Raw genomic sequence first — 23,858 nt, forward strand, 5'->3', positions numbered from 1 at the left:
GACCGTGTTAATCGCTGGTAACGGTATGCAGTTCCTTAAAATCCTTCGGCGAGATCCCGTACTCTTTTTTAAACGCGCGGTAAAAACTCGAATAGTCGTGAAATCCGAACAGCAGATACACCTTCGTGACCGGTACATCGCCGAGCAGCGCTTCACGGCACCTTGCCAGCCGCTTTTTGGAAATGTACTGGTGGATCGACATGCCGATTTCATCCTTGAAAACGTGTGCAATGTGATATTTGCTCACAAAAAGTTCCGCCGCCAGCCGTTCGAGCGACAGATCCTCGGACAGGTGCTCATCAATATAGAAACAGAGCTGTTCATACAGCGAGAGCTGTGCTTTCAGGGTGAGCGGGTGATGCTGCTCATACACCGTGCGGTTGATCTGCATCAGCAGGTCGCTGACGTAGAGAAAAATCTGCGTCTCTTTTCCGAAATGATCGGACCGCATTTCCTCAATCAGGCGGATGGTGCGGTACTGGATTGTGTTGAACTCGACGGAATCGAGCGGGAACAGATATTTCTGATTTTCGGCAGCGTATTCCATCAGGTAAACATAGTCGGCGGAACGGGCGCGGAGCTGCTCTGCAAAAGCGGCGCTGACCCAGAAAACAAAGCGGCGGTACGGCACAGACAGGTCGTGCATCACCAGATGATGCGGCACGCCGGGCGGAATCAGAAGAAGATCGCCGGGCGTCGGTGTGTAGAGCACCCCGTCGATTTCCAGGGAGATCGCCCCTTCGAGAAAGAGATAGAACTCATAATGGGTATGCGTATGTTCTTTTACGCCGGGCACATCGATGGTGCTGTAATAGTATAACTCAAACGTATCCGAAATCATGTACTGCCGGGTGGCAAATTTCGTCTGCAGTTTTTCTTTCATAATAAAAGCATCCTTGCAAAAAAATGATATTTTTGAACCATAACAACAATTCCCAGCATATCACAAAACAGCAAGTTTTACAATGTATTCGGCAATCTGCACAATAGAAAAAAATAACTTGTCCGGTTATGATACAAGGGAATAAAATAAAAACAGAATGCAGAACAAATTTCAGATAAAGATCAAAACGGAGGAACAGCTATCATGAATCAGATTCTCGAACAGCTTGGAACATATGGCATTGTGCCGGTTGTCGTATTACAGGATGCAGCAAAAGCAGAGCCGCTTGCCGAAGCTCTCTGCAAGGGCGGACTTGCCTGCGCCGAGGTGACCTTCCGCACCGATGCGGCAGAAGAATCCATCCGCATTATGAGCGAAAAATTCCCGGAGATGCTGGTGGGAGCCGGAACTGTGCTCACAACCGAGCAGGCGGACCGCGCCGTGAAAGCCGGAGCAAAATTTATCGTCAGCCCGGGCCTCAACCCGGAGGTAGTAAAATGGTGCCAGGCACACGAAGTACCAGTGATCCCGGGCATCGTGACCCCGACCGAGATGGAGCAGGCGATCGGCCTTGGCCTCACCATGGTGAAATTCTTCCCGGCAGAACCGGCAGGCGGACTGAAATACATCCGTGCCATCGCAGCACCGTACACCATGATGAAATTCATGCCGACCGGCGGCATCAACCCGCAGAATGTAAGAGAATACCTGGCATACGACCGCATCGCAGCATGCGGCGGAAGCTGGATGGTAAAAAATACGATGATTGAAAACAACGAATTCGACCGCATCGAAGAGCTGGTGAAAGAGGCGGTTGAGATCGTAAAGGAAAGCCGGACGTGACGACATCCTTCCCGCAGTCGATCGGCATGAGTGCCTCGTGGGATCCAGAGCTGATAAAACAGGCTGGTGAAGTGACAGGAACCGAAGCGCGCGTCATCTGGCACCGTCATCCGGACTATGGCCTCAGCCGCTGGGCACCGACCGTTGACCTCGAGCGTGATCCGAGATGGGGAAGAAACGAGGAGGGCTACGGCGAGGACCCTGTGCTGACCGGAAAAATGGCCGGCGCTTACATCGAGGGAATGCAGGGCGACGATCCAAAATATCTGCGCTGTGCATCAACCCTGAAACACTTCTATGGAAACAACACAGAGGTCGGCCGCGGCTGGAAGAACTCTTCGATTGACCCGCGGAATAAATATGAGCTGTATCTCGAGCCGTTCCGCAGATGTATTGAGGAGAGCGGCGCAGAGGGCATCATGACGGTGTACAACAGAATCAACGGCACCGTCGGGCCGCCTGAACATGGTCATGAAAGGAACCACCACCGCCGGCGCCGGAATGGTCCGGGAAAACATGGAAATCTCGGAATCCGTCATCATGAAACAGGCGGACCAGAAGATGTATGAAAATAAAAAAAGTTCACGGTGAATCGCCGCAATGGATTGTCCCCGCGGGTCTTTTCGTGGTACAATGAAACATAACCGATAAAAAGAAAAACGAGGGCAGAACATGAACGAATTATATGAAATGATTGAAAAGAAAATCAAAGAATCCGGCTATCCGCGACCGATTTCGGGAAGCGATGTTTACGATGACATCTGCGACCAGATCGAGGGAAAAGAGAACGGTTCCTATGTGGTATTATCGAAATTTGATGATGATGTGATTTTTGAGTACCACATCACGGTGATGGATGATGAATTCAACCTCGGCGTGCTGACGATGCGCACCCCGGAGGGCGTGTTTGAGACAGATTTTGACCAGTAAAAGAGAAAAGAAAGAGGTTGTTACTTATGCCGAATGTTGAAAAAATCACAAAACAGACGGAAAATCCGTTCGTAAATCTTTACCTGGTGGAAGGGACAAACAAAGTAAACCATCACTTCCGCTATTACGTGGCTTCCCGCGCAAAATCCATCGAGCAGATGAAGATTAAAACAAGGAAAAATACGCCGGACGGTGTGCTGATGTACAGTCTGTACGGGGAAAAACGCGACAAAATTGTCCTAGTGCGCCAGTACCGCGTTTCCATTGACGACTACATCTACGAATTCCCGGCAGGCCTGGTGGAACCGGGCGAGGAGTTCCATGAGGCTGCCGTGCGCGAGATGCATGAGGAGACCGGTCTTACGTTTCACCCGTTGAAAGTAGATCCCTGCTACGAGAAACCGTTCTTCACCACAATCGGCCTGACCGATGAAGCATGCTCTGCCGTTTACGGCTGGTGCGAGGGCGAGATCAGCCGCAAATACCTCGAAGAGAGCGAAGTGATCGAAGTTGTCCTTGCTGACCGCGAGGAGGCAAAGAGAATTTTAAAGGAAGAAAATGTAGCAATTATGTGTTCTTATCATCTGATGCATTTTATTCATGATGAGGAGCCGTTTGCATTCCTGAAATAAGTGGCGGGGAGCCAGAAACACACAACCCCTGGAAGTTCTTAGCACGAACTGCCAGGGGTTGTGTGTTTCTGACTCCCATTTACGTTGTGGGGGACGGGAGGGTGAGGACTCAGGTGTAGTATTGGGCCTGGGTTTCGTAAAGATTGGCGTAGATGCCGTGGTTTGCGAGGAGGGTGTCGTGGGTTCCGTCTTCGGCGATGCGGCCGTGGTCGAGGACGATGATGCGGTCGCAGAATTTGCAGCTGCTCATGCGGTGGGAGATGTAGACGGCGGTTTTGCCGGCAGTCATCTGGCTGAACTGTTCGTAGATTTCGGCTTCGGCGATGGGGTCGAGGGCGGCGGTCGGCTCGTCGAGGATGACGAACGGGGCATCCTTGTAGAGGCGCGGGCGATAGCGGTGCGCTGGGCCTCGCCGCCGGAGAGGTCGACACCAGAGCCGTTGTTGTTGTAAAGGCGGGTGCGGACGCCTTGCGGGAGTTGCTGTACACGGTCGGTGAGACCGACTTTTGCAAGAGAGGATTGCAAAGCAGCTTCATCAATCGTAGTCCCTGCGGCGATGTTTTCGTCGAGCGGAAGGGAGAACAGGTGGAAATCCTGGAAAACCACGGAGAAGGCCTGGGTGTACTCTTTGTAATTGTATTTGCGGATGTCGATGCCGTTTAAGGTAATATAGCCGGAGGTCGGCTCGTACAGGCGGCAGAGCAGTTTGATGAGTGTCGTTTTTCCGGCTCCGTTGCGGCCGACGAGGGCGGTTTTGTCACCGATGGCAAAGGACAGTGTCACATGCTCGAGCACCGGAATGTCTGTGCCGGAATAGGAGAAGGAAACGTCGTGGAAGGCAAAGGCGTACTGACCGTCGTCACGTTTTTCGATCGGGAGTGTGCCGTCGTACGACATGGATGGCTGTGCGATGAAATCCTCATACGTCGCAAGATACGAATTGATATAGTCAAACTGTGAGCCGGTTGTGAAAAACGTCTGCAGATCCCCCATGGCGCGGGTGACGGAACCGGCATACAGAAGGACATCTCCGATGGGGAGCACACCGTACAGCGCTTTGGCGCCGATCAGAAGGTATGCGGTGAAATTAGAAAGGAGTGAGAGCAGCGCATTTTTGCCGTCTGTGACGGCGGAAAAACGGGCGAAGCCGAGGTACATCGGCAGAAAGTGTGCCATGGCCTTTCCAAACTGTGCGTCGAGAAAACCATCGAGATGACCGATACGGATATCGTCCGCATGCCGTTCTTCGAGCATCACATTGACGAGATAATTGGCGACGGAGTTGGAATGGTCGTTGCCCTGGTTCAGCTCAATTTTTTTCTGCGTACTCTCGCGGTTGATGCGGGAGGAAAGAGCCAGCTGCAGTCCGCAGAGCAGGAGCAGCGCGAGTGTCGAAAACGGCGAGGTAAAGAAGTTTTTCATGCTGCTGCCCGGAAGAAGGAACAGGCGGAGCAGGAAGAACAACGCATAGAGAAGGGAGAGCAGGGAAGTCATCATCGTATGGATCACGATCAGCTGGTCACCCACATTTCCTGACCCCATGGAAGAGACATTGGTGCGCCGGATGGCATCCATCGTCTCGGTTTTTTCAAATTTTTCAAATTCCAGTTCCAGCGCCTTCGCGGTGATTTTCTGTTCCGTGAGCGCAAGGCAGAGTTCCTTCTGGCCGTCGAGATACTGGCGGCAGATTTTTTCAAACAGCCCCAGTCCATACTGTACCAGCAGAAAGATGACAACGGTATACAGACAGACGCGGTACGATTTTGCAAGCAGCAGATTCAGAATCCGCGCCGAGAAAAACAGCGAGAGATACGGCAGCGTGGCAGCGGCAAAAGCACTTCCGATCAGCCAGAACAGCACGCGGTGATTGCCTTGGCTTACCATAGTTAAAAAGCGGCAGACGGCATGAAACCGTTCTTTCATTTTCATAAGGAATGTTCCTCCGTTTCCTGATAATACTGGCTCTGAACTTCAAACATATGCGCATACGACCCGCCAAGCGCGAGCAGCTCCTCATGGGTTCCGCGCTCTTTGATCCTTCCGTTTCCAAGAAACAGAATCGTATCGCAGAACCGTGTCGATGCGAGACGGTGTGAGATGAAAAGCGCAGTCTTATTTTTCAGCAGCGTGCTGTAGGTTTCGTACATTTCATTTTCTGAGATTGCGTCGAGCGCAGCGGTTGGCTCATCGAGCAGGAGCAGACGGCAGTTTTTGTAGAGAGCCCGCGCCATCATGAGTTTCTGCATCTCACCGCCGGAGAGGGTGACGCCGTCGTCGGTCATATCTTTACCGAGATACGTTTCCTCTTTTTGCGGAAGACCTGCGATTTTCTCCCAGAGTCCGGCGCGAACGAGAGCTTCGCGGCAGTGGTCACGGTCGGTCTCTTCCAGAGTGGAACAGCTCACATTTTCTGCGATCGAGAATGAGAGTGCAAACGGGTCCTGAAAGACGGCGGCAACCGCTTCGTAATACTGTGCCGGATTCAGATTGGTAAGGGAAATGCCGTTGACAGTGATGCTTCCTTCTGCCGGCTGATACAGCCCGCAGATCAGCTTGACAATCGTAGATTCCCAGCGCCGTTGATACCGACAAGAGCCGTGTGTTCGCCTGCGTGGAGCGTAAAGCTGACATCATCGAGGATCTTTTTCTCACTTTCCGGATAAGAAAAGGAAACGTGGGAAAAACAGATCTCCAGCGGTTTCATACGGTCAAATTCCGGCCGGAACGGCAGTGCATGGCCGGCCGGGAGCGGCAGGTCGAGGAACTCCCGCATCCAGCGGATCTGTTCAAGGCAGAGCACCGATTTGGAGAGTGCGGAGGTGATCTCGTTAAAATACGATGAGAAGCCAGAAACTGCGCCGAGCGCCAGCACAAAGCCGGAAACAGTCATCGTGCCGTGGGAGAGACGGTAAATCAGAAAGCCGTAGCAGATGCCGCCGCGCAGAAGCTGCAAGGTAAGTGTCAGCAGATCATTCACAAAGTAGGCGCTGCGGATGTGAAACAGGATTTTCTGGTATCGTTTGTTGATCTGTCGGTAGACACCATCAATCCATCCGCCCAGCTGGTAGAGACGGACATCTTTTCCGGCCGCAGTGTCATACGACTGTTTCTGAAAATAGCGCTGCGACAATTTAATCGCGGACAGATCATCCCGGCGGCGGACTTCGTAGGAAGCCGCGCGGCGGTAGCTGAGAAACTGAAGAACCGAGAGCACCAGCAGCAGAAGAATGATGGCTGGATGGACACTTCCAATCAGCCCTGCGTAGAGGAGCAGACCGAGAAAGGAAGAAAAAATTGTGACATCATAGCGGAACATTCCTTCCACTCCGACCCAGTTGCTGGAAACGGCATCGGTGGCTTTTTCAATGAGCTGCAGCGTCGACTGCTCGGTCAGAACGGCGTAGTCCATCCGCATGAAATGGCGGAGCAGACGGCGCATAAAAAAGCCGGTCCGGAATTCGGTATACTGCCAGGCGTTCCGTGACTGCAGAAACGCATGGCTGACGAAAACGACGGCATAAAGGAGAAAGAGAACCAGCGTTCCAAGCGCAAACCCGGCAAAGCCGCGGCTCTGTTCCAGAAAAAAGAGAATTCCGGAAGGAAGCAGAATCCCGAAAAAGCCGGTGAGCACCTGTGAGACGATTTCGAGTGCCTGAAAGAGAAACGGCTTTTTGCTGTAATGCCACAGCTCCCGATGAATATAAATGTAGTTAGACCATAATGAATACATAAAGACCTCCTCTGTCACATATCTTTCGTGAACTGTAGTTATCCTACCATATTCATGCAAAACACGGGGGAAAAGTACGTAAATGGAACAAAAAAGAACGCGAACAGCAAAAAAAGTGTTCACGTTCTGCAAAATTTCTCTGTAGAATCATCGGACAAAATCAAAAAATCCTGGAAAGAGCTTTTTACAGCGGCAGCATAATCTCCGTCACGAAAACGCCGGGCTCGTTCTGCCGGTTGATATATCCTTCGTACTTTTCCACAACAAGATTGATCCGTTTCAGCCCATGCCCGTGATTTCCGCGCTTCGTGGTGATATACTCGCTGTCCAGCTTCCGCACAGTGTCCTTTGTTGCATTCGTAACGGAAATATACAGCTGGTTTTTCAGCACACCAATATAAAGCCGGATATAAGGATCCGCAAGGCCCTCGCATGCTTCCACCGCATTGTCAATCAGATTTCCGATCAGCGCGCAGAGATCAATATCACTCACCGTAAGATTGGCCGGGCAGGCTGCCTTGTAATCCACGCGGATGCCGTTCTTTTCGGCGAGTGAAATTTTGGAATTTAAAATCGCATCGAGATTCACATTCCCCGAGTCGCAGAGCTGGTTGACCTGATCGAGATCATTTTCGAGCAGCCCGAGATATTCCTGCAGCTTATCATACTGTCCCATCTCAACATATGCCTTCATTGACTGCAGATGATTGTGGTAATCATGGCGCCAGCCGCGCATTGTCAGATAGATATTCTGCACTTCCTCGACCTGGCGGGCGAGAAGCTGGTTCTGGTATTCGATATTTTTGCGTTCCAGATAATGGGATAAAAAAGGAATGTGCACCATGAAACATCACCTCGGTTCGTTCGGAATTGGAAATTAAAAAATGCAAAACCTTTAAAACGCATTCGGCCGGTAAAACTGCAGGAACGCATGGTTGAGTGATGCATAGCATCCGCGGCTGACCGGAATTTTTGTTCCGTCCGACAAGAGACATTCCGTCCGCGTGATCCGCTCCACATGAGCGAGATTCACAAGATAACTCCGGTGTGCTGCCGCAAAACATTCTTCTGTCCTACCAGAAGCCTGCCATGCGGCGGAAAGCTCTTCGCGGAATTCCGACAGATTTTTCTTAAACGTTTCCGTGCCGGCGGCCGTATGCAGCGTCAGATAATGATTATCGGATTCCACAAAAAGCAGATCCGAGAGGAACAGCTTCTGCGTCTCCCCGCCAAGCGAAAGCAGCAGATGCGGCTTTTCCTGTCCGCGCATCGCCTGCAGTTCGTCGAGCAGCGGAAACAGTGTGTCTTCCGTCACCGGCTTTAAGAGATACCGAAACGCCTGCACCTCATACCCTTCGAAAACGTATTCTCTGTGGTTCGTCAGAAAGAGAATCGGCACCTCACTGTCCGTCTCGCGGATTTTCCGCGCCAGCGCCATGCCGTCCATTCCGCCGAGGTCAATATCGAGAAAGATGAGATCAAACGGATACGAGCCGGGATACTGGAACAGAAAAGCGGCGGAGTCTGAAAAGGCTTCCACGGTCAGAGGAAGCCTTTTTCGCTCCGCAAAGGTGCGGAGCAGCATTTCCATCCGGGAACGCTGCGCCGGTTCATCTTCGCAGTAAGCAATTCTCATGTTATTCACCCAAACATTTTTTGAAGAAGTTATCGTAAACGGTAATCATTTCCTCGGTCCAGAATGCTGCACCGCCGTGGTCTGCGCCGCGAAGAAGATACAGCTGTACATCTTTTCCGGCATCCTTTAATGCGTGGTAGAGATCGACACTCTGCTGGCAGAACACCATCGTGTCCTTGGTGCCGTGTGCGATCAGCATCGGCGGGAAATCCTCGTTCACGTATGTTTTGGAGCAGGCTGCCTTAGCCTCCTCAAGATGCTCGGTAATGTCATAGCCCATCAGCATGCCCTCCGGGCTGTCCGGTTTCTGATGGTTCAGCGTTGTCGGATAGCCGTACGGCAGTGTCACATCAACAGCTCCGTACAGATCGATAATACCGCATACCTCGCAGCTTTCCTTATTGATCGGCTCATCGAGCTTTCCACTCTTTGCGGTCATGCCGGCAACGGAGGAAACCTGTCCGCCGGAAGAATCTCCCATGAAGAACATCTGCGCCGGATTCAGCTTATACTCATCCGCATGCGCGCGAAGGAAACGGACGGCATTTTTTGCGTCGATGATCTGCGCTGGGAAATGTGCGATTCCGCTGTGACGGTATTCGACGATTGCAACAACGTAGCCGCGCTGCGCCAGACGGGCGATCATGCCGACCTTCTGGTAGACATACTGTTTCATCCAGGCGGATCCCTGAATAAATGTGATGCACGGCCAGGTGCGCTCCGGGTGCGCCATCTGGAATGGTGTGAAAATTTCCAGATGAAGATTGTGTGCCTCGTCGTAGACAACTTCATGGGCATAGCGGATCTCAATTTCCTCTCCGGTCACCGGAATCTCCACAGCACCGTCCACTGCGTCCTCGTAGTCCGGCATTGTCTCATACGTATAATTTGATGGTTCAATAATCATGTGTAAAAACCTCCTTTTTGGTAAACCCCTTCTGTCAGAAACAATAAGTATGGATGACTTATGATTTCTTCGACTCCTCATATGATTTTAACTCGGAAAGCGCCTCACCTGCAAGTGGATACAGCGCAATAATGTTGAAAATCGTCATCAGCCCGATGCCGACATCACCGAGATCCCATACAAACGTGTAGGCTGCAATACCGCCGATAAACAGCATCACAAGCGCCAGCACCTTGTAAGCGGTCTGGAAGCACCATTTGTCGCCGAACAGGTAGGCAACGTTGCATCTGGCATAAAACAGAATGCCGAGGAATGTGGAAAAGCTGAATAAAAACAGGGTAAGTGCAATGAAAATCACACCGAATTTTCCCAGATGATACTGCATGGCGGTCTGTAAGAGATCCATGCCGGAAAGGCCATTAATCAGATCCTTTGGTGCAAGCAGCATAATCATTGCGGTGCAGCTGCAGATGACGATTGTGTCAACAAAAACGCCGAGCGCCTGTACAAGACCCGCTTTGGCCGGGCGGTCGCATTCTGCCGCAGCAGCAGCGCACGGAGCGGAGCCGGAACCGGCCTCATTCGAAAACAGACCACGCTTTACACCGTTCATCAGAACAGCACCAAAACCGCCGGCTGCCATCTGACGAAGCCCGAAGGCTTCCTCAAAAATGCGCGCAAACACAGAAGGAATCTGACGGAAGTTGACTGCGATGATAAACAGTGTGATAAAGAAATAGCAGACTGCCATGACAGGAACTACAAAATCCAGCACCTTTACGGTTGCATTTTTCCGCAGTACGATGATTGCAGAAAGAATCACCAGCATGATACTGGTGTAAAGCGGCGGAATGGAAAATGCATTTTTAAAAGAAGAAGCCACGGAATTGCTGATTACCTGACTGATGCCGCACCAGCAGATCAGACCGGCAATGGCAAACAGGACAGCCGGCAGAACGTATCGTTTTTTCTTCTTAAGGCGGTCTTCAACCAGATCGTGAATGTAGTAGGCAGGACCGCCGCGGTAGCCGCCGTACAGAGGATCTTCTTCTTTGTGAAGCTGTGCGAGCGTAGCTTCGATAAACGCGGTAGACGAGCCGATGATAGCCGTCACCCACATCCAGAACACAGCACCTGCGCCTCCGGCGGAGACTGCAGCGACAACGCCGACCAGATTTCCCATACCGACACGCGTTGCGGTGGAAACGATCAGTGTCTGAAAAGAAGAAAGGCTGCTTTTTTCATTTTTCTTTTCCGACAGGGCACGGATCATGTCCGGGAACAGACGGATGGGAAGAAAACGTGTCCGGATCGTAAAATAGATGCCGGTTGGGATCAGCAGAAGAATCAGAAGGGAGATTCCGAGACTGCCGCCGCCCGGGAGCGGAATCGTAAAAAGATCGCCCCAGAGAAAGTTGTAGACTGTGGTGATGAGATTGACAATCATGTTTTCAAAAACCCTCATTTCAAAATATTTGCGGCACTGTGAAACGTCAAAGCATAAAAGCACCGTTACCTGCTATTATATCGGTTTCTGTTTGGAATGTAAAGAAGGGAAGAGAAAAGATAAGAGGCAAATATCAGCTTTTTCCGAAACCAGAAAAAGTTGATATCTGCCTCTTAAAAGGGCATCTTTTGTTTTACGGTACAGATTACGCGGTCAGCCTGCGAGATGCAGCATCTCGATCAGGAACAGCCAGCTCAGGCCATAGAATGTAACGACAGCGACAAGGTCGTTGACCGTCGTGATGAGCGGACCGGAAGCAACCGCCGGATCGATGTGGATCTTTTTGAAGAACAGCGGAATGCAGGTGCCGACTGCACTGGAAATCAGCATTGCCAGAAGCAGTGCGATGCCGATGCAGGCGGAAACGGAAAATGCGAACATCATGGTCTTTCCCTTGAATAAGAAGATGAAAAGTCCGATGACAGCAAAGGACAGAACACCAAGCAGAAGACCATTGCAGAAACCGATGCGCATTTCCTTGAAAACAAGCTGTAATTTCTGTTTTCCGGTCAGGGACTCATCCATCAGGACACGGATGGTAACAGCCAGGGACTGGGTACCAACGTTTCCGGCCATGTCAAGGATCAGGGACTGGAAGGTCATGATGATCGGAAGGGTTGTGACAACCTGTTCGAAAATACCGACTACAGAAGAAACCAGCATGCCAAGACCGAGCAGGATGATCAGCCATGGAAGACGTTTTTTCATACTGTCTTTTAACGGCTCTTTTAAATCCTCCTCTGCGGTCAGACCTGCGAACATCGCGTAGTCCTCACCCATCTCATCATCAACCAGGTCGATGATGTTTGATGATGTGATGACACCGAGCAGGCGGTTGTCATTGTCGAGGACCGGAATAGAATCCTCGGAATAATCCTTCAGTTCTTCGATACACTCGTTGATCGGCTCCTCTGCATATACGTACGGGTAAGAAGTTACGGTCAGATCCTCGAGCGTCTCGTCGCGTCTTGCGATGATCAGGTTTTTCAGATCGATCGCTCCGTAAAATTTCTGCTGCGCATTGACAACAAAGATGGTAGAGATGTTGTCGTTCTTTGCGGCCTGATCGATCAGGCTGCTCATCGCCTGTTTGACATTCAGATCCTCGCGGATGATGATGCAGTTTGTCGTCATGCGGCTGCCGATTTCATCTTCATCGAAGGAGGCGATCATCTCAATATCGTGGCGTACTTCCGGATCGAGCAGTTCGATCAGAAGTTTTTTCTTTGCTTTGTCGAGTTTCTGCAGAACCTCGGCCAGTGCATCGGTCTCCATTTTGGAGAGGATGGAAGCGGCTTTTTTGACATCCATCTCTTCGAGGTACTCGGCTACGTTGTCGGATTCAGCATACTCAAAAATATCGGACAGCATGTCCGTGTCCAGAATGCGGTATAGTTTGCATCGCTCCGGAACCGTTAAAAGCGGCAGAACATCTGCCAGGTCATTTTCGTGGTAATCTTCCAGGCGGCTGCCCATGACAGCCGGAGAAGAGTTACTGCGGATTGTATCCAGGATCTCCTGGGTATAATCCTGTACTCGTTTTTCCATTTTTTCGTTATCCTCCATTCTTTTTTTGACAGCAGAAAAAAACATGCGTGCTGTCGGTGCGAAAAAGCATGTTGGAACCCTCACAGGGCAGTAAAAGCACACGAAAAAAGAACCAGAGAATTACGTTTCAAAACTGGTTTGGATCATGTGTCTTACTTCGGGTTTTCATAGGATAAGAAGGGAAAATATTTAAGATTAAAGCAGGACAGAAGGATGGCCGTCATCCTGCATATTTTCCGGTTCCCGTCCTATGCTGGTACTTCGCCCATGAGAATCACAACTATCCATTCTGTTCACCTGCCTTTTTTTAGAAATTTTTTGATCAAACAGCCGTTTTTGCCGGTCTGTTTCGCTTGAAATACGGGATTCAAAAATCATCCCTCAAGTATTCTAACTGCTTTCCGAAAAAAAATCAATTCCTATTTTGGTAAAATTTTCGCAACATTCTTATCTCGTTTCTGTTTCTCCTCGTAAAGCATTGCATCCGCATGCGCGAGCATCTCCGGAAGTGTGGAATCCATGTCTTTCGGAAGCAGATAAAAGCCGGTGGAAACGGTAATATTATATGCTTTTTCGCTCGTTCTATTAAAAATGTCGAATGCGGAGTGCAGCGTCCGGTACAGATCCCTGGACATTGTTTCGTCGGAACACGGAACAAGACATGCGAATTCATCGCCGCCGATGCGTCCGCAGACACCGCGTTTGCCGATGGAATCCTGCAGAAACTGTCCGACAAGGCGGATGGAGAAGTCCCCTTCTTCATGCCCGTACCGGTCGTTGATGATCTTTAAATTATTGAGATCCGCATAGACGGCAAGCAGGATGTGCTAAGAAAATAATTGCAATTGTCTAAAAAATGTTTGAGCTCTGAATTCACAGACAAAACTTTATAGAAACTTAAGATTTTCCTTTGCGGACCTAAAGATTCCTTTGGTACAGTAAGGATGAAAACAAAAGACATCTGGCAACTTGAGGGAATTTGCGGTACAATCATCTTTGAATCATGTGGGAGGTCCGGCGCGGAAAAAAAGTGCCGGAAAAGAAAAAATGAAAGGTGGAGAAAGAAGAAATGTACAACATTTTAGTATGTGATGATGATAGAGAGATTGTAGACGCCATTGAGATTTATCTGACCCAGGAGGGCTATCATGTGCTGAAAGCATATGACGGCATGCAGGCCATCCAGATGCTCGAGAGGGAGGAGATTCAGCTGCTGATTATCGACGTCATGATGCCGAAACTGGACGGCATCCGTGCGACGCTGAAAATCAGAGAAAAGAGCAGTATTCCGATCATTATTCTGTCTGCGAAATCAGAGGACGTAGACAAAATTCTGGGACTGAACATCGGCGCGGATGATTACGTGACGAAACCGTTCAACCCGCTCGAGCTGGTGGCGAGGGTGAAATCTCAGCTGCGGCGCTACACGAAACTTGGAAATCTTCCGGCGGACGACGGAGAAAATGTGTATCAGGTTGGCGGGCTTCTCGTCAATGACGATTTAAAAGAAGTCAGCGTCGAGGGCGAACCAGTCAAACTGACCCCGATCGAATACAACATTCTCCTGCTGCTGGTAAAAAATCCAGGCAAGGTATTTTCGATTGAGCAGATTTATGAGAGCATCTGGAACGAGGAAGCGATCGGTGCGGATAACACGGTTGCGGTCCACATCCGTCACATCCGTGAGAAAATCGAAATCAACCCGAAGGAGCCGCGCTATCTGAAAGTTGTATGGGGAATTGGGTATAAGATTGAGAAACAATAATAAGGAGTGAATAATTGTGAAAGAACGAAAACTCTACAGCCTGACGGGGAAGCTGATCGTTTTTCTTCTGCTGATCGTTTTTGCCGCCAGTGCGCTGTTCGGGGGCATTCAGACACTGATGCTTTCCAGCGTCGGCCTGACGCCGAATGCGGCAGCAAAAAAGTATGCGTTTGAAGAAACCACCGCATGCGGCACACTGGTGCAGCGGCAGCTTCATAACGTCATGAGCTACTATAATGATATGAGTAAATTCGGCACAAACGGTCGATACGACGGAACAAAAGAGATTGATTACCGTGCCTTTGCAACCGATGGAGAGGGAAGCGGCGGGATAAGTACAACGTACACCATTGACCAGCTTGTCAAGATGTACGATGACGGCAGCAGCGCAGACCTCAATGAGGTGGCAGCGTATACTGCGGACAATTATGCGACGAACGATGCCGGAATTGACAAAGAAGCCTATCTTGCATACGAAGATGGAACTGACGTGAGCCAGGAAACAGAAGAGACGGATGTAGCCGCACTCACCGAAGAAGTGAGCGCGGCAGATGCAGAGACGTTTGACAGCTTTTCCCCGGACGGCGAGGTCTACTTTCCTTCCGATAATGCAGTGAAAAGCCTGAAAGAGAAAAAAATTGATCCTGCTGATGTTTCCTCCCAGTTTTTGTATCTATACGATCAGGGAATGAACCTGGAAACGCAGAAAACGAAAGCGGGAACGTACCTCTATGAGTACGCGGCGGCAAATCTGAAAAAGGTATCCATCCGCGATCTGTATATGACACTTTCCGGGGTCACGGAAGAAGTTGCTGCTTTTAAAAACCAGGAGAGCGGCATCAGCGTCGATGCGGACGATGCCAATCTCTGGTACTGTCTGGAGGATAAAGAAGGAAATATCTATACGAATGTGGATTCCTGGAAAAATGGTTACACAACAGCCATTGCGCAGAAATCGTCCTATCCGTTCGCCTTTGCTGTTGACCGGACCGGCGGTGCCGACAAAGTCCGTTCTTATGCAACAAGAAAAAACAGCCCGGCCGTGGAAGCAGCGAGAAGCTATCTGCTGAACAATCAGATTGCAGATAATTATCAGAAGATCTTTGTTGCACTGGATCCGGATCTGGCAGCAAGCGACTATTTCTCCCAGTACAGTGAGATCTACAGCCAGTGGCTTCCGAAAATGCAGCTCCTTCTTCTGATGATTGCAGTTGGCGGAATCGGAACGCTGGTCTGCCTGGTCCTGTTCACACTGCAGGCAGGAAGAAATGGAAAAAACAAAGAAATCCGCCTTTACTTTTTCGATCAGTGGTACACGGAAATCGCAGCTGCAGCCGCCATCCTGATTGTGATGGGAGCAGTTGGAATCGTTGCTGTCTGCATCGAACTTTCCTACGGCGGCGTTCATTATATCCAGAATTTTGACGGAAACTACATCTACAGCGGATCCTATGGAAATGAAGCAGATACATGGCGAAGCCTGGTGGCCGCATCGGGCATCCTCGCCGGATTTCTGATCACACTGATTCCGTACTGCTCACTGGTGCGCCGGATCAAAGCACGCAACATCTGGAAACAGTCGTTTTTGTACTGCGTCGGCCACCGGATCGTGTCTGCCGGAAGAACCTTCTATGAAGGCAGACAGGAGTCGGAGCGAACGATCCTTATGTTCTGCGTTTTCTGCGGCGTGCAGATCATTCTCTGCTGCGGCTTCGGAATGTTCGGCGTATTCCTTACCCTGGTGATGGATGCCGCAGTGCTGCTTCTTCTGCTGCGCGAGGCATCCGGAAGAAAACAGATTGAACATGGCTTAAAAGAGATTGCTGCGGGCGATCTGGATTACAAGATTGACCTGACGGAGCTGCAGGGGGAAGACAACCTTCAGCTTGCTGGAATTGTCAATTCGCTCGGAGAGGGAATGAAAGCGGCAGTGCAGGAGCAGATGAAGAGCGAGCGCTTAAAAGCGGATCTGATCACGAACGTATCCCACGATATCAAGACACCGCTTACTTCTATTATTAATTATGTCGATCTGCTGAAACGGGAAAATATTGAAAACGAGAAAGCGAAAGATTATATCCGCGTACTCGACGAAAAATCCCAGCGCCTGAAACAGCTGACGGAGGACCTTGTCGAGGCATCGAAGATCAGCTCCGGAAACATTAAACTGGAATTTATGAACCTGAACCTGAACGAACTTGTACAGCAGGTGAACGGAGAGTTTGCCGAGCGGTTTGAAAGCCGTAATCTTGATCTGATCTGTATTCTTCAGCCGGAGCCGCTTCTGATCTGTGCGGACAGCCGCCGCATCTGGCGTGTGCTGGAAAACCTGTACGTGAACGTCTGCAAGTATGCGATGCCGGGGACGAGAGTTTATGTGGATGCGATCCGGAAAGATGGGAAAATACAGTTTTCCATCAAAAATATATCAGAAAATGCGCTGAACTGTGAGGCAGATGAGCTGACGGAGCGGTTTATCCGCGGTGACGTCAGCCGAAGTACGGAGGGCAGTGGTTTAGGGCTTTCCATTGCAAAGAACCTGACCGTTCTGCAGCATGGCACGTTTGATATTTATCTGGATGGCGATCTGTTCAAGGTGACGATTACGTTTGATGAGGTTGTAAAAGAGAAAAAGCCGGAGACTTCCGGGTACACAGCAAAGCCGGAAATGCCGGAAGAAGATCTGGAAAAGCCTTCTTCAGACACGATCTAGAAGAATAAAAATTTCATAACTGTTCAGAGCGATACAAAATGAAAGAAAAAACGCCCTGCCGGAAACCACATATTCTGTGTGTTTCCGGCAGGGCGTTTTGATTTACGCGAGTAACGAGCCAAAGTCCGTGCTTGCACGAGCCTTGGCGACTGCCGCGATAACTTGAGAAACTCGCGGAGCGTGTTTCTCATAGTTGAATTGCTTGTAATTGCTATTTTGACGAATTATCTGTCTCTTTATCAGATTTTTCTTCTGTGACCTCAGCGTGCTCAGTCAGAGGACTTGGTCTGTCCATGGCCTCCAGTGCCCGTAAGGATTCTTCTTCCGGTGTCAGAACCTCGTTTTCTTCCTCAGGCATATAGAATGGGAAGATTTTGTTTACGAAGAACCAGGAGCATCCAAGCGCTACCGTAGAAAAGCCCAGAAGGAACATCAGAAGAATCAGATAGCTGACAATCTTTGTCGTGGAGAATACATAGATCAGCAGCGGACAGAGATTGACGAGCAGGATCATGATGGTCCACGGCAGGTGGCGGATTGCCATCAGGATGGAGTTCTTGATCGTGTTTTTTACAGTATTGTCAAAGCGGCTCAGTACCGGAAATACATAAGAAAGTACCATGGCCTCGAAAAAGATCAGTACCAGGAAAACAAAACGCAGGTAGGTGATGGTACCCGGCATTCTCATGACCAGCAGAAGATCAAGAATCAGAACAATCAGAACCGCCAGCAGGATGAGCCAGATGGCAGTTGCCTGCTTGAAGTTTTCGCGGAAGGATTTCCAGTAGGTACGGAAGATATACGTCTCCTCATTTTTGATCATCTTCAGCGTGACGTAGTACATTGCTGTGAAATTGGCGCCGATTGTCACAATCGGGATACACATAATAAGGAAAATAATGTTCAGCATCATCAGGTCGAAGACACGGCCCATAATCTGCGAGAACTTACTGTCCAGGCTGAAAAAACTCATAATTTGTTCCTCTTTTCTGTTGAATTAAGTGTGCCGCCGATTAACGTTCCGGCTGGCAGACATCATAGAAAAGTATAGCGAATTTTTCAGAAAAATGCAATGAAGAGAATATAAACTTTTCGTTTCGTCATTTTGTATAAGAGTGAACATTTTGTTTGTGCAAAGTGGACAGAAGAGAACGGTTCGAGAAAATCCGAAAGCAGAATTGCCAATCTGCCGGAGGAAAGTTTGTGTAATTGTGGCATGGTCGAATGCGGGTAGAAAAGGTATACTAGTCCCATAAGCAAGAGAGATGCAAATGCAAAACTCATAATAAAACGCATGATGTTCATTTAGGGAGGATTCAAAAATGGCAAGTTTATCTTTACAGCACATTACAAAAAGATATCCGAACGGTTTTGAAGCAGTAAAAGACTTCAACCTGGAAATCGCTGACAAAGAGTTTATCATCTTCGTAGGACCATCTGGATGTGGTAAATCTACAACACTTCGTATGATCGCAGGTCTTGAGGAGATCTCCGATGGTACTCTGAAAATTGACGATAAAGTAGTAAACGATGTAGAGCCGAAAGACCGTGATATCGCAATGGTATTCCAGAACTACGCTCTGTATCCGCACATGACCGTATATGATAACATGGCATTCGGTCTGAAACTGAGAAAAGTTCCGAAAGATCAGATTGACAAACAGGTTAAAGAAGCAGCTAAAATCCTTGACCTGGAGAAACTGCTTGACCGTAAACCGAAAGCTCTTTCCGGTGGTCAGAGACAGCGTGTTGCTATGGGACGTGCCATCGTACGTGATCCTAAAGTATTCCTTATGGACGAGCCTCTGTCAAACCTGGATGCAAAACTTCGTGTACAGATGCGTACCGAGATTTCCAAACTGCATGAGAGACTGGGCGCTACCATCATCTACGTAACACATGACCAGACCGAGGCTATGACACTTGGTACCAGAATCGTTGTTATGAAAGACGGAGTTGTTCAGCAGGTAGATACCCCGCAGAACCTGTACAACGCACCGGGCAACCTGTTCGTTGCAGGATTCATCGGATCTCCGCAGATGAACTTCCTGGATGCAAAAGTAAAAGTTAACGGAAACGACGTTACTCTTACTGTTGGTAAATACAACATGAAACTGCCGGCTTCCAAAGCAAAAGCTGTCATCGACGGCGGATATGACGGAAAGACCGTTGTTATGGGTATCCGTCCTGAGAACGTACATGATTCTCAGATGTTCATCGAAACTTCCAAAGACAGCGTAGTTGAGTGCAAGATCAACGTATACGAGCTGTTAGGTGCAGAAGTTTACCTGTACTTCGATTGCGAAGGCTTCCCAATGACAGCCCGCGTAGATCCTCGTACAACTGCAAGAAGCGGTGATACCGTTAAATTTGCTCTGGATATGGAAAAAGTTCATCTGTTCGACAAAGAGACAGAGATCACCATTACCAACTAATCCATATGAACATCAGCGCGTATGCGCAAACATAGAGAAAAGGATCGACATCCGTTCGGATGCCGGTCCTTTTTGCATATGGTTACAGTTCACTGGTTTCCAGCGAACTGTAACATTCGCAGCCCTCATTTAAAGTTTTGCTTCGCAAAAGGAGGGCTGCTCACGCCTGAATCACTTTCTTACGCAGCGAAACAGCAAGTGTTTCACTGCTGAGTGAACAGTAACTGCATATGCACGACCCTCCTTTTGCGAAGCAAAAAATAGTTGCCAATGAGAAAAAAATAAGCTATAGTTATAAATAAGATGCACCCTGGAGTAAAATACGCCAGGAGAAAGGAAGTGGCAGATTTGGTATCAAGTCAGGTATTACAGAAAACCCTTGATGAATTAAGAAATATTACGAGAATTGATTTATGTGTGACGAATACGGATGGTGTTCTGCTGGTGACCACATTCCCGGAAACCGCGATTGATGCAGAAAGCATCCGTTCTTTTGTATTATCCGCTGCGGACAGCCAGATTGTACAGGAATATCATTATTTTAAAGTATATGACAACCAGAACGTAGAGTACATTCTGATCTCCAAAGGCAGCAGCGATGACGCTTACATGATCGGAAAAGTTGCAGTATGCGAGATTCAGAACCTCATCATTGCATACAAAGAGCGTCTGGACAAAAACAACTTTATCCAGAATCTTCTTCTTGACAACCTCCTTCTGGTGGATGTCTATAACCGTGCGAAAAAGCTGCGCATCGACACCGACGTGCGCCGCGTTGTTTTCATGGTAGAAACGAAGATGGAAAAAGACATCAGCGCGCAGGAAACCGTAAAGAGCCTGTTCGCATCGAGACCGAAGGATTTTATCACCGCGGTCGATGAGAAGAGCATTATTATTGTAAAAGAACTGAAAGACACCGACACCTTCGAAGATATGAACCAGACCGCAAGAATGCTGGTGGATATGCTGAATGCGGAGGCCATGTCCCAGGTGCGCGTTTCCTACGGAAATCCGGTCAACGAGATCAAGAGTGTATCGCGTTCTTACAAAGAGGCGAAGATGGCACTCGAAGTAGGAAAAATTTTCTACGCAGACAAAAACGTGGTACCGTACAACAACCTCGGCATCGGCCGTCTGATCTATCAGCTCCCGATTCCGCTGTGCGAAATGTTTATGACCGAAGTCTTCGGCGAAAATCTGCCGGATACGTTCGATGAGGAAACACTGACCACAATCAATAAATTTTTTGAAAATAACCTGAATGTGTCCGAGACATCCCGTCAGCTCTATGTACACAGAAATACTCTGGTGTACCGTCTGGAGAAGCTCGAGAAGAGCACAGGACTCGACATTCGTAAATTTGACGATGCGCTGACCTTTAAAATTGCCATGATGGTCGTAAGCTACATGACGTATATGAACAACAGCGAAAATCTGTAAAACCGTTCAGAGCCGTACAGGATTGCGGGAGTGCAAAGCACGGAGCAATCCGGGTATCGAAGGGGTCAAAAGACTTTTTGACCCTAACATTTTATCAACAACAAGAGGAGAGGAACGACATGATTGAATTACTGAACACAGGTGCATACCTTGTCAACGGAATCGACATCATCCCGGATACAGAAGAAGGCCGCGCGGAACTCAAAGCGCGTACCGGCGCTGTGCCGTGTCCGGCGGATGCTGCAAAAGAAACCATTGCCTATGGAATCTTAAAAGACCACAATGTTTCCGGCAACATGGAAAATCTGCAGATCAAATTTGACAAACTTACATCGCATGACATTACTTTTGTTGGAATCATTCAGACCGCGCGCGCGTCAGGACTGGAAAAATTCCCGGTACCGTACGTGCTGACCAACTGCCACAACTCCCTTTGCGCAGTCGGCGGAACCATCAACGAAGATGACCACATGTTTGGTCTTACCTGTGCGAAAAAGTACGGCGGCGTCTATGTACCGCCTCATCAGGCAGTAATTCATCAGTTTGCCCGCGAGATGCTTGCCGGCGGCGGAAAAATGATCCTCGGATCCGATTCCCACACCCGTTACGGTGCACTCGGAACCATGGCCATGGGCGAGGGCGGACCGGAGCTGGTAAAACAGCTTCTCTCCAAAACATATGATATCGCTATGCCGGGAGTGATCGCAATTTACATGACAGGCGCACCGCAGCCGGGCGTAGGACCGCAGGATATTGCACTTGCCATCATCGGTGCAGTCTTTGCAAATGGTTACGTAAAGAACAAAGTTATGGAGTTCGTAGGACCTGGCGTATCTTCCTTAAGCGCAGATTACCGGATCGGTGTGGACGTTATGACAACCGAGACAACGTGTCTGTCCTCCATCTGGAGAACCGATGAGAAGATCAGCGAGTTCTATCAGATCCACGGCAGAAGCGCAGATTACAAAGAGCTGAATCCTGGCGCGGTTGCTTACTATGACGGCGTTGTAAAAGTAGAACTCGACAAGATCAAACCGATGATCGCGATGCCGTTCCATCCGAGCAATGTTTATACCATTGAAGAGCTGAAAGCAAACCTCGATGACATCCTGAACGATGTAGAGAAGAAAGCAGCCATCAGCCTCGACGGAAAAGTTCCGTTCACTCTGAAAAATAAAGTACACGACGGAAAACTCCTGGTAGACCAGGGAATCATCGCAGGATGCGCCGGCGGCGGATTTGAGAACATCTGCGACGCAGCCGATATCCTGAAAGGCCACAGCATTGGCGACGATGCGTTCACCTTAAGTGTTTACCCGGCAAGTACCCCGATCTATATGGAGCTGGCAAGAAACGGAAAACTGGCAGACCTTTTGGAAACCGGTGCGATCGTAAAAACCGCATTCTGCGGACCGTGCTTCGGCGCAGGCGATACTCCGGCAAACAATGCGTTCTCAATCCGTCACTCCACCAGAAACTTCCCGAACCGCGAGGGATCCAAGATCCAGAACGGCCAGATTTCTTCCGTTGCCCTGATGGATGCACGTTCCATTGCAGCAACCGCAGCAAACAAAGGATTCCTGACCGCAGCAGACGAGTTCACCGGAACATACACGAAACCGGCATACCACTTCGACAAGAAGATTTACGAGAACCGTGTCTTCGACAGCAAGGGTGTGGCAGATCCGTCTGTAGAAATCCAGTTCGGACCGAACATCAAAGACTGGCCGGCTATGCCGCAGCTTGCCGAGAACCTGATTCTGAAGGTTGTTTCCGAGATCCACGATCCGGTTACGACAACCGACGAGCTGATTCCATCCGGCGAGACTTCTTCCTTCCGTTCCAACCCGCTCGGACTGGCAGAGTTCACCCTGTCAAGAAAAGATCCGGCTTACGTGGGACGTGCAAAAGAAGTACAGGTCGCAGAGAAAGCCATCCAGGAAGGAAACTGCCCGGCAGAGGCACTTCCGGAACTGAAACCGGTCTTCGCAGCCATCCATACCCAGTACCCGGATATCGACAAGACAAACGTCGGTGTCGGATCCACCATCTTCGCTGTAAAACCGGGCGACGGCTCTGCGCGTGAGCAGGCAGCTTCCTGCCAGAAGGTATTAGGCGGCTGGGCAAACATCGCCAACGAGTATGCAACGAAGCGCTACCGCTCCAACCTGATCAACTGGGGCATGCTTCCATTCCTGATCCCGGAGGGAGATCTGCCGTTTACAAACGGAGATTATATCTTTGTACCAGAGATCCGCAAGGCAGTGGAAGAGAAAGCCGATGTGATCAAAGCGTACGTTGTAAAAGACGGAGCACTTGTTCCGTTCGAGATGACGTTAGGCGCGCTGACCGATGATGAGAGAGAAATCATCCGCAAGGGATGCCTGATCAACTATTATAGAGGATAAGTATTTGAGAAAGAGCTGTGTGGCAGAAGAAAAGTCTGTTTCATAGCTCTTTTTCTGCGCACTTATTTGAAACAAAATATCAGAAAACAATATAAAATTCAGAAAATAAACACAATAATTAAGAAAAGAAAAAGCGATATAAAAAAACAATAAAAATATTTTAAAAATGTGTTGACAAATACTGGCGGATCTGTTATATTAAAATCACAAAGAAACAAGAAAACAAAAACCTAACCAAGAGGTACAAAGAGAAAGACTTGGGACCCCCTTTTCAAGAGAACAAACCATTTTCATAGAAAGAGACGAGAAATCTTCTATAGAAGAATGGAAAAAAGGGAAAAGGAAGATGTTCTTAAGATGAGAGACTTCCGAAAGGAAAGAAAACCTGAGATAAAGATCCATACAAAAGAAGTTCGAAAGAAAACCTTTTGATAAACATGAGATCAGAGCAGATCTTAGGAAATCCTAAGGAAAAGATTTT

21 protein-coding genes are annotated in these 23,858 nt (G+C 49.1%); 9 read left to right on the forward strand and 12 right to left on the reverse strand.

Annotated elements, in window-relative coordinates; all coding sequences use genetic code 11:
* Positions 1 to 7 precede the first annotated feature (7 nt).
* Positions 8 to 883, reverse strand: a complete 876-nt coding sequence (locus tag DXA55_RS06960; RefSeq protein WP_117813491.1) for an AraC family transcriptional regulator — start codon at positions 881 to 883, stop codon at positions 8 to 10.
* Between the two features lie 204 nt (positions 884 to 1,087).
* Here DXA55_RS06960 and DXA55_RS06965 point away from each other — a divergent pair, with 204 nt between their 5' ends.
* From DXA55_RS06965 to DXA55_RS06980, 4 genes are all read left to right on the forward strand, one after another.
* Complete coding sequence (locus DXA55_RS06965; protein WP_055265555.1) at positions 1,088 to 1,726, forward strand: bifunctional 4-hydroxy-2-oxoglutarate aldolase/2-dehydro-3-deoxy-phosphogluconate aldolase; 639 nt, start codon at positions 1,088 to 1,090, stop codon at positions 1,724 to 1,726.
* Positions 1,723 to 2,295 carry a glycoside hydrolase family 3 N-terminal domain-containing protein gene (locus DXA55_RS06970; RefSeq protein ID WP_242998392.1) on the forward strand — a complete coding sequence of 191 codons (573 nt, stop codon included), beginning with the start codon at positions 1,723 to 1,725 and terminating at the stop codon, positions 2,293 to 2,295. Before DXA55_RS06965 ends, DXA55_RS06970 begins: the two co-directional genes overlap by 4 nt.
* Positions 2,296 to 2,398: 103 nt before the next feature.
* Positions 2,399 to 2,656 (forward strand): hypothetical protein, encoded by a 258-nt coding sequence (locus DXA55_RS06975; RefSeq protein ID WP_055265559.1) that lies wholly within the window; start codon positions 2,399 to 2,401, stop codon positions 2,654 to 2,656.
* Between the two features lie 26 nt (positions 2,657 to 2,682).
* Complete coding sequence (locus DXA55_RS06980) at positions 2,683 to 3,288, forward strand: NUDIX hydrolase (RefSeq protein WP_055219153.1); 606 nt, start codon at positions 2,683 to 2,685, stop codon at positions 3,286 to 3,288.
* Positions 3,289 to 3,397: 109 nt separating this feature from the next.
* Here DXA55_RS06980 and DXA55_RS06985 read toward each other — a convergent pair whose 3' ends face one another.
* The 10 genes from DXA55_RS06985 to DXA55_RS07030 form a co-directional block, all read right to left on the reverse strand.
* A complete protein-coding gene (locus tag DXA55_RS06985) occupies positions 3,398 to 3,577 on the reverse strand; it encodes an ABC transporter ATP-binding protein/permease (RefSeq protein ID WP_117813492.1) in 180 nt (59 codons plus the stop codon).
* On the reverse strand, positions 3,574 to 5,217 hold the full coding sequence (locus DXA55_RS06990; RefSeq protein WP_117813494.1) for an ATP-binding cassette domain-containing protein: 1,644 nt from the start codon (positions 5,215 to 5,217) through the stop codon (positions 3,574 to 3,576). The genes DXA55_RS06985 and DXA55_RS06990 overlap by 4 nt, the downstream gene beginning before the upstream one ends.
* Positions 5,214 to 5,849 (reverse strand): ATP-binding cassette domain-containing protein, encoded by a 636-nt coding sequence (locus DXA55_RS06995; protein WP_117813496.1) that lies wholly within the window; start codon positions 5,847 to 5,849, stop codon positions 5,214 to 5,216. Before DXA55_RS06995 ends, DXA55_RS06990 begins: the two co-directional genes overlap by 4 nt.
* On the reverse strand, positions 5,837 to 7,018 hold the full coding sequence (locus DXA55_RS07000) for an ABC transporter ATP-binding protein (RefSeq protein WP_117813498.1): 1,182 nt from the start codon (positions 7,016 to 7,018) through the stop codon (positions 5,837 to 5,839). Before DXA55_RS07000 ends, DXA55_RS06995 begins: the two co-directional genes overlap by 13 nt.
* Positions 7,019 to 7,202: 184 nt before the next feature.
* Complete coding sequence (locus DXA55_RS07005) at positions 7,203 to 7,862, reverse strand: sensor histidine kinase (protein WP_179964648.1); 660 nt, start codon at positions 7,860 to 7,862, stop codon at positions 7,203 to 7,205.
* A 51-nt stretch (positions 7,863 to 7,913) separates the two neighbouring features.
* Entirely contained in the window at positions 7,914 to 8,654 is a 741-nt protein-coding gene (locus DXA55_RS07010; RefSeq protein ID WP_117813500.1) for a LytR/AlgR family response regulator transcription factor, read from the reverse strand.
* Position 8,655: 1 nt separating this feature from the next.
* On the reverse strand, positions 8,656 to 9,561 hold the full coding sequence (locus DXA55_RS07015; RefSeq protein WP_158565050.1) for an alpha/beta hydrolase: 906 nt from the start codon (positions 9,559 to 9,561) through the stop codon (positions 8,656 to 8,658).
* 58 nt (positions 9,562 to 9,619) lie between these two features.
* The gene (locus DXA55_RS07020) at positions 9,620 to 11,008 is read right to left on the reverse strand and encodes an alanine/glycine:cation symporter family protein (protein WP_055265687.1); all 1,389 of its coding nucleotides are present in this window, start codon (positions 11,006 to 11,008) and stop codon (positions 9,620 to 9,622) included.
* Positions 11,009 to 11,221: 213 nt separating this feature from the next.
* Positions 11,222 to 12,616 carry a magnesium transporter gene (gene mgtE, locus DXA55_RS07025; protein WP_022461398.1) on the reverse strand — a complete coding sequence of 465 codons (1,395 nt, stop codon included), beginning with the start codon at positions 12,614 to 12,616 and terminating at the stop codon, positions 11,222 to 11,224.
* A gap of 419 nt (positions 12,617 to 13,035) precedes the next feature.
* The gene (locus DXA55_RS07030; RefSeq protein ID WP_082424869.1) at positions 13,036 to 13,440 is read right to left on the reverse strand and encodes a GGDEF domain-containing protein; all 405 of its coding nucleotides are present in this window, start codon (positions 13,438 to 13,440) and stop codon (positions 13,036 to 13,038) included.
* A gap of 245 nt (positions 13,441 to 13,685) precedes the next feature.
* On the opposite strand from DXA55_RS07030, the gene DXA55_RS07035 reads away from it, so the two are divergent.
* Positions 13,686 to 14,381, forward strand: coding sequence for a response regulator transcription factor (locus DXA55_RS07035; RefSeq protein ID WP_022461396.1), 696 nt, complete (start codon positions 13,686 to 13,688; stop codon positions 14,379 to 14,381).
* Positions 14,382 to 14,397: 16 nt separating this feature from the next.
* Positions 14,398 to 17,094: a sensor histidine kinase gene (locus DXA55_RS07040; protein WP_238061871.1), complete on the forward strand. Its 2,697-nt coding sequence runs from the start codon at positions 14,398 to 14,400 to the stop codon at positions 17,092 to 17,094.
* A gap of 211 nt (positions 17,095 to 17,305) precedes the next feature.
* Here DXA55_RS07040 and DXA55_RS07045 read toward each other — a convergent pair whose 3' ends face one another.
* On the reverse strand, positions 17,306 to 18,067 hold the full coding sequence (locus DXA55_RS07045; RefSeq protein WP_238061872.1) for a YesL family protein: 762 nt from the start codon (positions 18,065 to 18,067) through the stop codon (positions 17,306 to 17,308).
* Between the two features lie 349 nt (positions 18,068 to 18,416).
* Here DXA55_RS07045 and DXA55_RS07050 point away from each other — a divergent pair, with 349 nt between their 5' ends.
* From DXA55_RS07050 to DXA55_RS07060, 3 genes are all read left to right on the forward strand, one after another.
* Positions 18,417 to 19,529, forward strand: a complete 1,113-nt coding sequence (locus DXA55_RS07050) for an ABC transporter ATP-binding protein (protein ID WP_055219170.1) — start codon at positions 18,417 to 18,419, stop codon at positions 19,527 to 19,529.
* A 348-nt stretch (positions 19,530 to 19,877) separates the two neighbouring features.
* Positions 19,878 to 20,969, forward strand: coding sequence for a PucR family transcriptional regulator (locus DXA55_RS07055; protein WP_055226895.1), 1,092 nt, complete (start codon positions 19,878 to 19,880; stop codon positions 20,967 to 20,969).
* A gap of 119 nt (positions 20,970 to 21,088) precedes the next feature.
* Positions 21,089 to 23,377, forward strand: a complete 2,289-nt coding sequence (locus DXA55_RS07060; RefSeq protein ID WP_022461535.1) for a hydratase — start codon at positions 21,089 to 21,091, stop codon at positions 23,375 to 23,377.
* The last annotated feature ends 481 nt before the right edge of the window (positions 23,378 to 23,858 follow it).

The sequence above is a fragment of the Blautia sp. OF03-13 genome (assembly GCF_003460685.1).
Taxonomy (GTDB): Bacteria; Bacillota; Clostridia; order Lachnospirales; family Lachnospiraceae; genus Fusicatenibacter; species Fusicatenibacter saccharivorans.

Excerpts from the sequence above, each read along its gene's own strand:
- DXA55_RS06990 (WP_117813494.1), bottom strand. The coding sequence starts at position 5,217 with ATGAAAATGAAAGAACGGTTTCATGCCGTCTGCCGCTTTTTAACTATG.
- DXA55_RS06980 (WP_055219153.1), top strand. The coding sequence starts at position 2,683 with ATGCCGAATGTTGAAAAAATCACAAAACAGACGGAAAATCCGTTCGTA.
- DXA55_RS07000 (WP_117813498.1), bottom strand. The coding sequence starts at position 7,018 with ATGTATTCATTATGGTCTAACTACATTTATATTCATCGGGAGCTGTGG.
- DXA55_RS06965 (WP_055265555.1), top strand. The coding sequence starts at position 1,088 with ATGAATCAGATTCTCGAACAGCTTGGAACATATGGCATTGTGCCGGTT.
- DXA55_RS06960 (WP_117813491.1), bottom strand. The coding sequence starts at position 883 with ATGAAAGAAAAACTGCAGACGAAATTTGCCACCCGGCAGTACATGATT.
- DXA55_RS07060 (WP_022461535.1), top strand. The coding sequence starts at position 21,089 with ATGATTGAATTACTGAACACAGGTGCATACCTTGTCAACGGAATCGAC.
- DXA55_RS07035 (WP_022461396.1), top strand. The coding sequence starts at position 13,686 with ATGTACAACATTTTAGTATGTGATGATGATAGAGAGATTGTAGACGCC.
- DXA55_RS07050 (WP_055219170.1), top strand. The coding sequence starts at position 18,417 with ATGGCAAGTTTATCTTTACAGCACATTACAAAAAGATATCCGAACGGT.
- DXA55_RS07005 (WP_179964648.1), bottom strand. The coding sequence starts at position 7,862 with ATGGTGCACATTCCTTTTTTATCCCATTATCTGGAACGCAAAAATATC.
- DXA55_RS06985 (WP_117813492.1), bottom strand. The coding sequence starts at position 3,577 with ATGACTGCCGGCAAAACCGCCGTCTACATCTCCCACCGCATGAGCAGC.
- DXA55_RS07015 (WP_158565050.1), bottom strand. The coding sequence starts at position 9,561 with ATGATTATTGAACCATCAAATTATACGTATGAGACAATGCCGGACTAC.
- DXA55_RS06975 (WP_055265559.1), top strand. The coding sequence starts at position 2,399 with ATGAACGAATTATATGAAATGATTGAAAAGAAAATCAAAGAATCCGGC.
- DXA55_RS07020 (WP_055265687.1), bottom strand. The coding sequence starts at position 11,008 with ATGATTGTCAATCTCATCACCACAGTCTACAACTTTCTCTGGGGCGAT.
- DXA55_RS07010 (WP_117813500.1), bottom strand. The coding sequence starts at position 8,654 with ATGAGAATTGCTTACTGCGAAGATGAACCGGCGCAGCGTTCCCGGATG.
- mgtE (WP_022461398.1), bottom strand. The coding sequence starts at position 12,616 with ATGGAAAAACGAGTACAGGATTATACCCAGGAGATCCTGGATACAATC.
- DXA55_RS07045 (WP_238061872.1), bottom strand. The coding sequence starts at position 18,067 with ATGAGTTTTTTCAGCCTGGACAGTAAGTTCTCGCAGATTATGGGCCGT.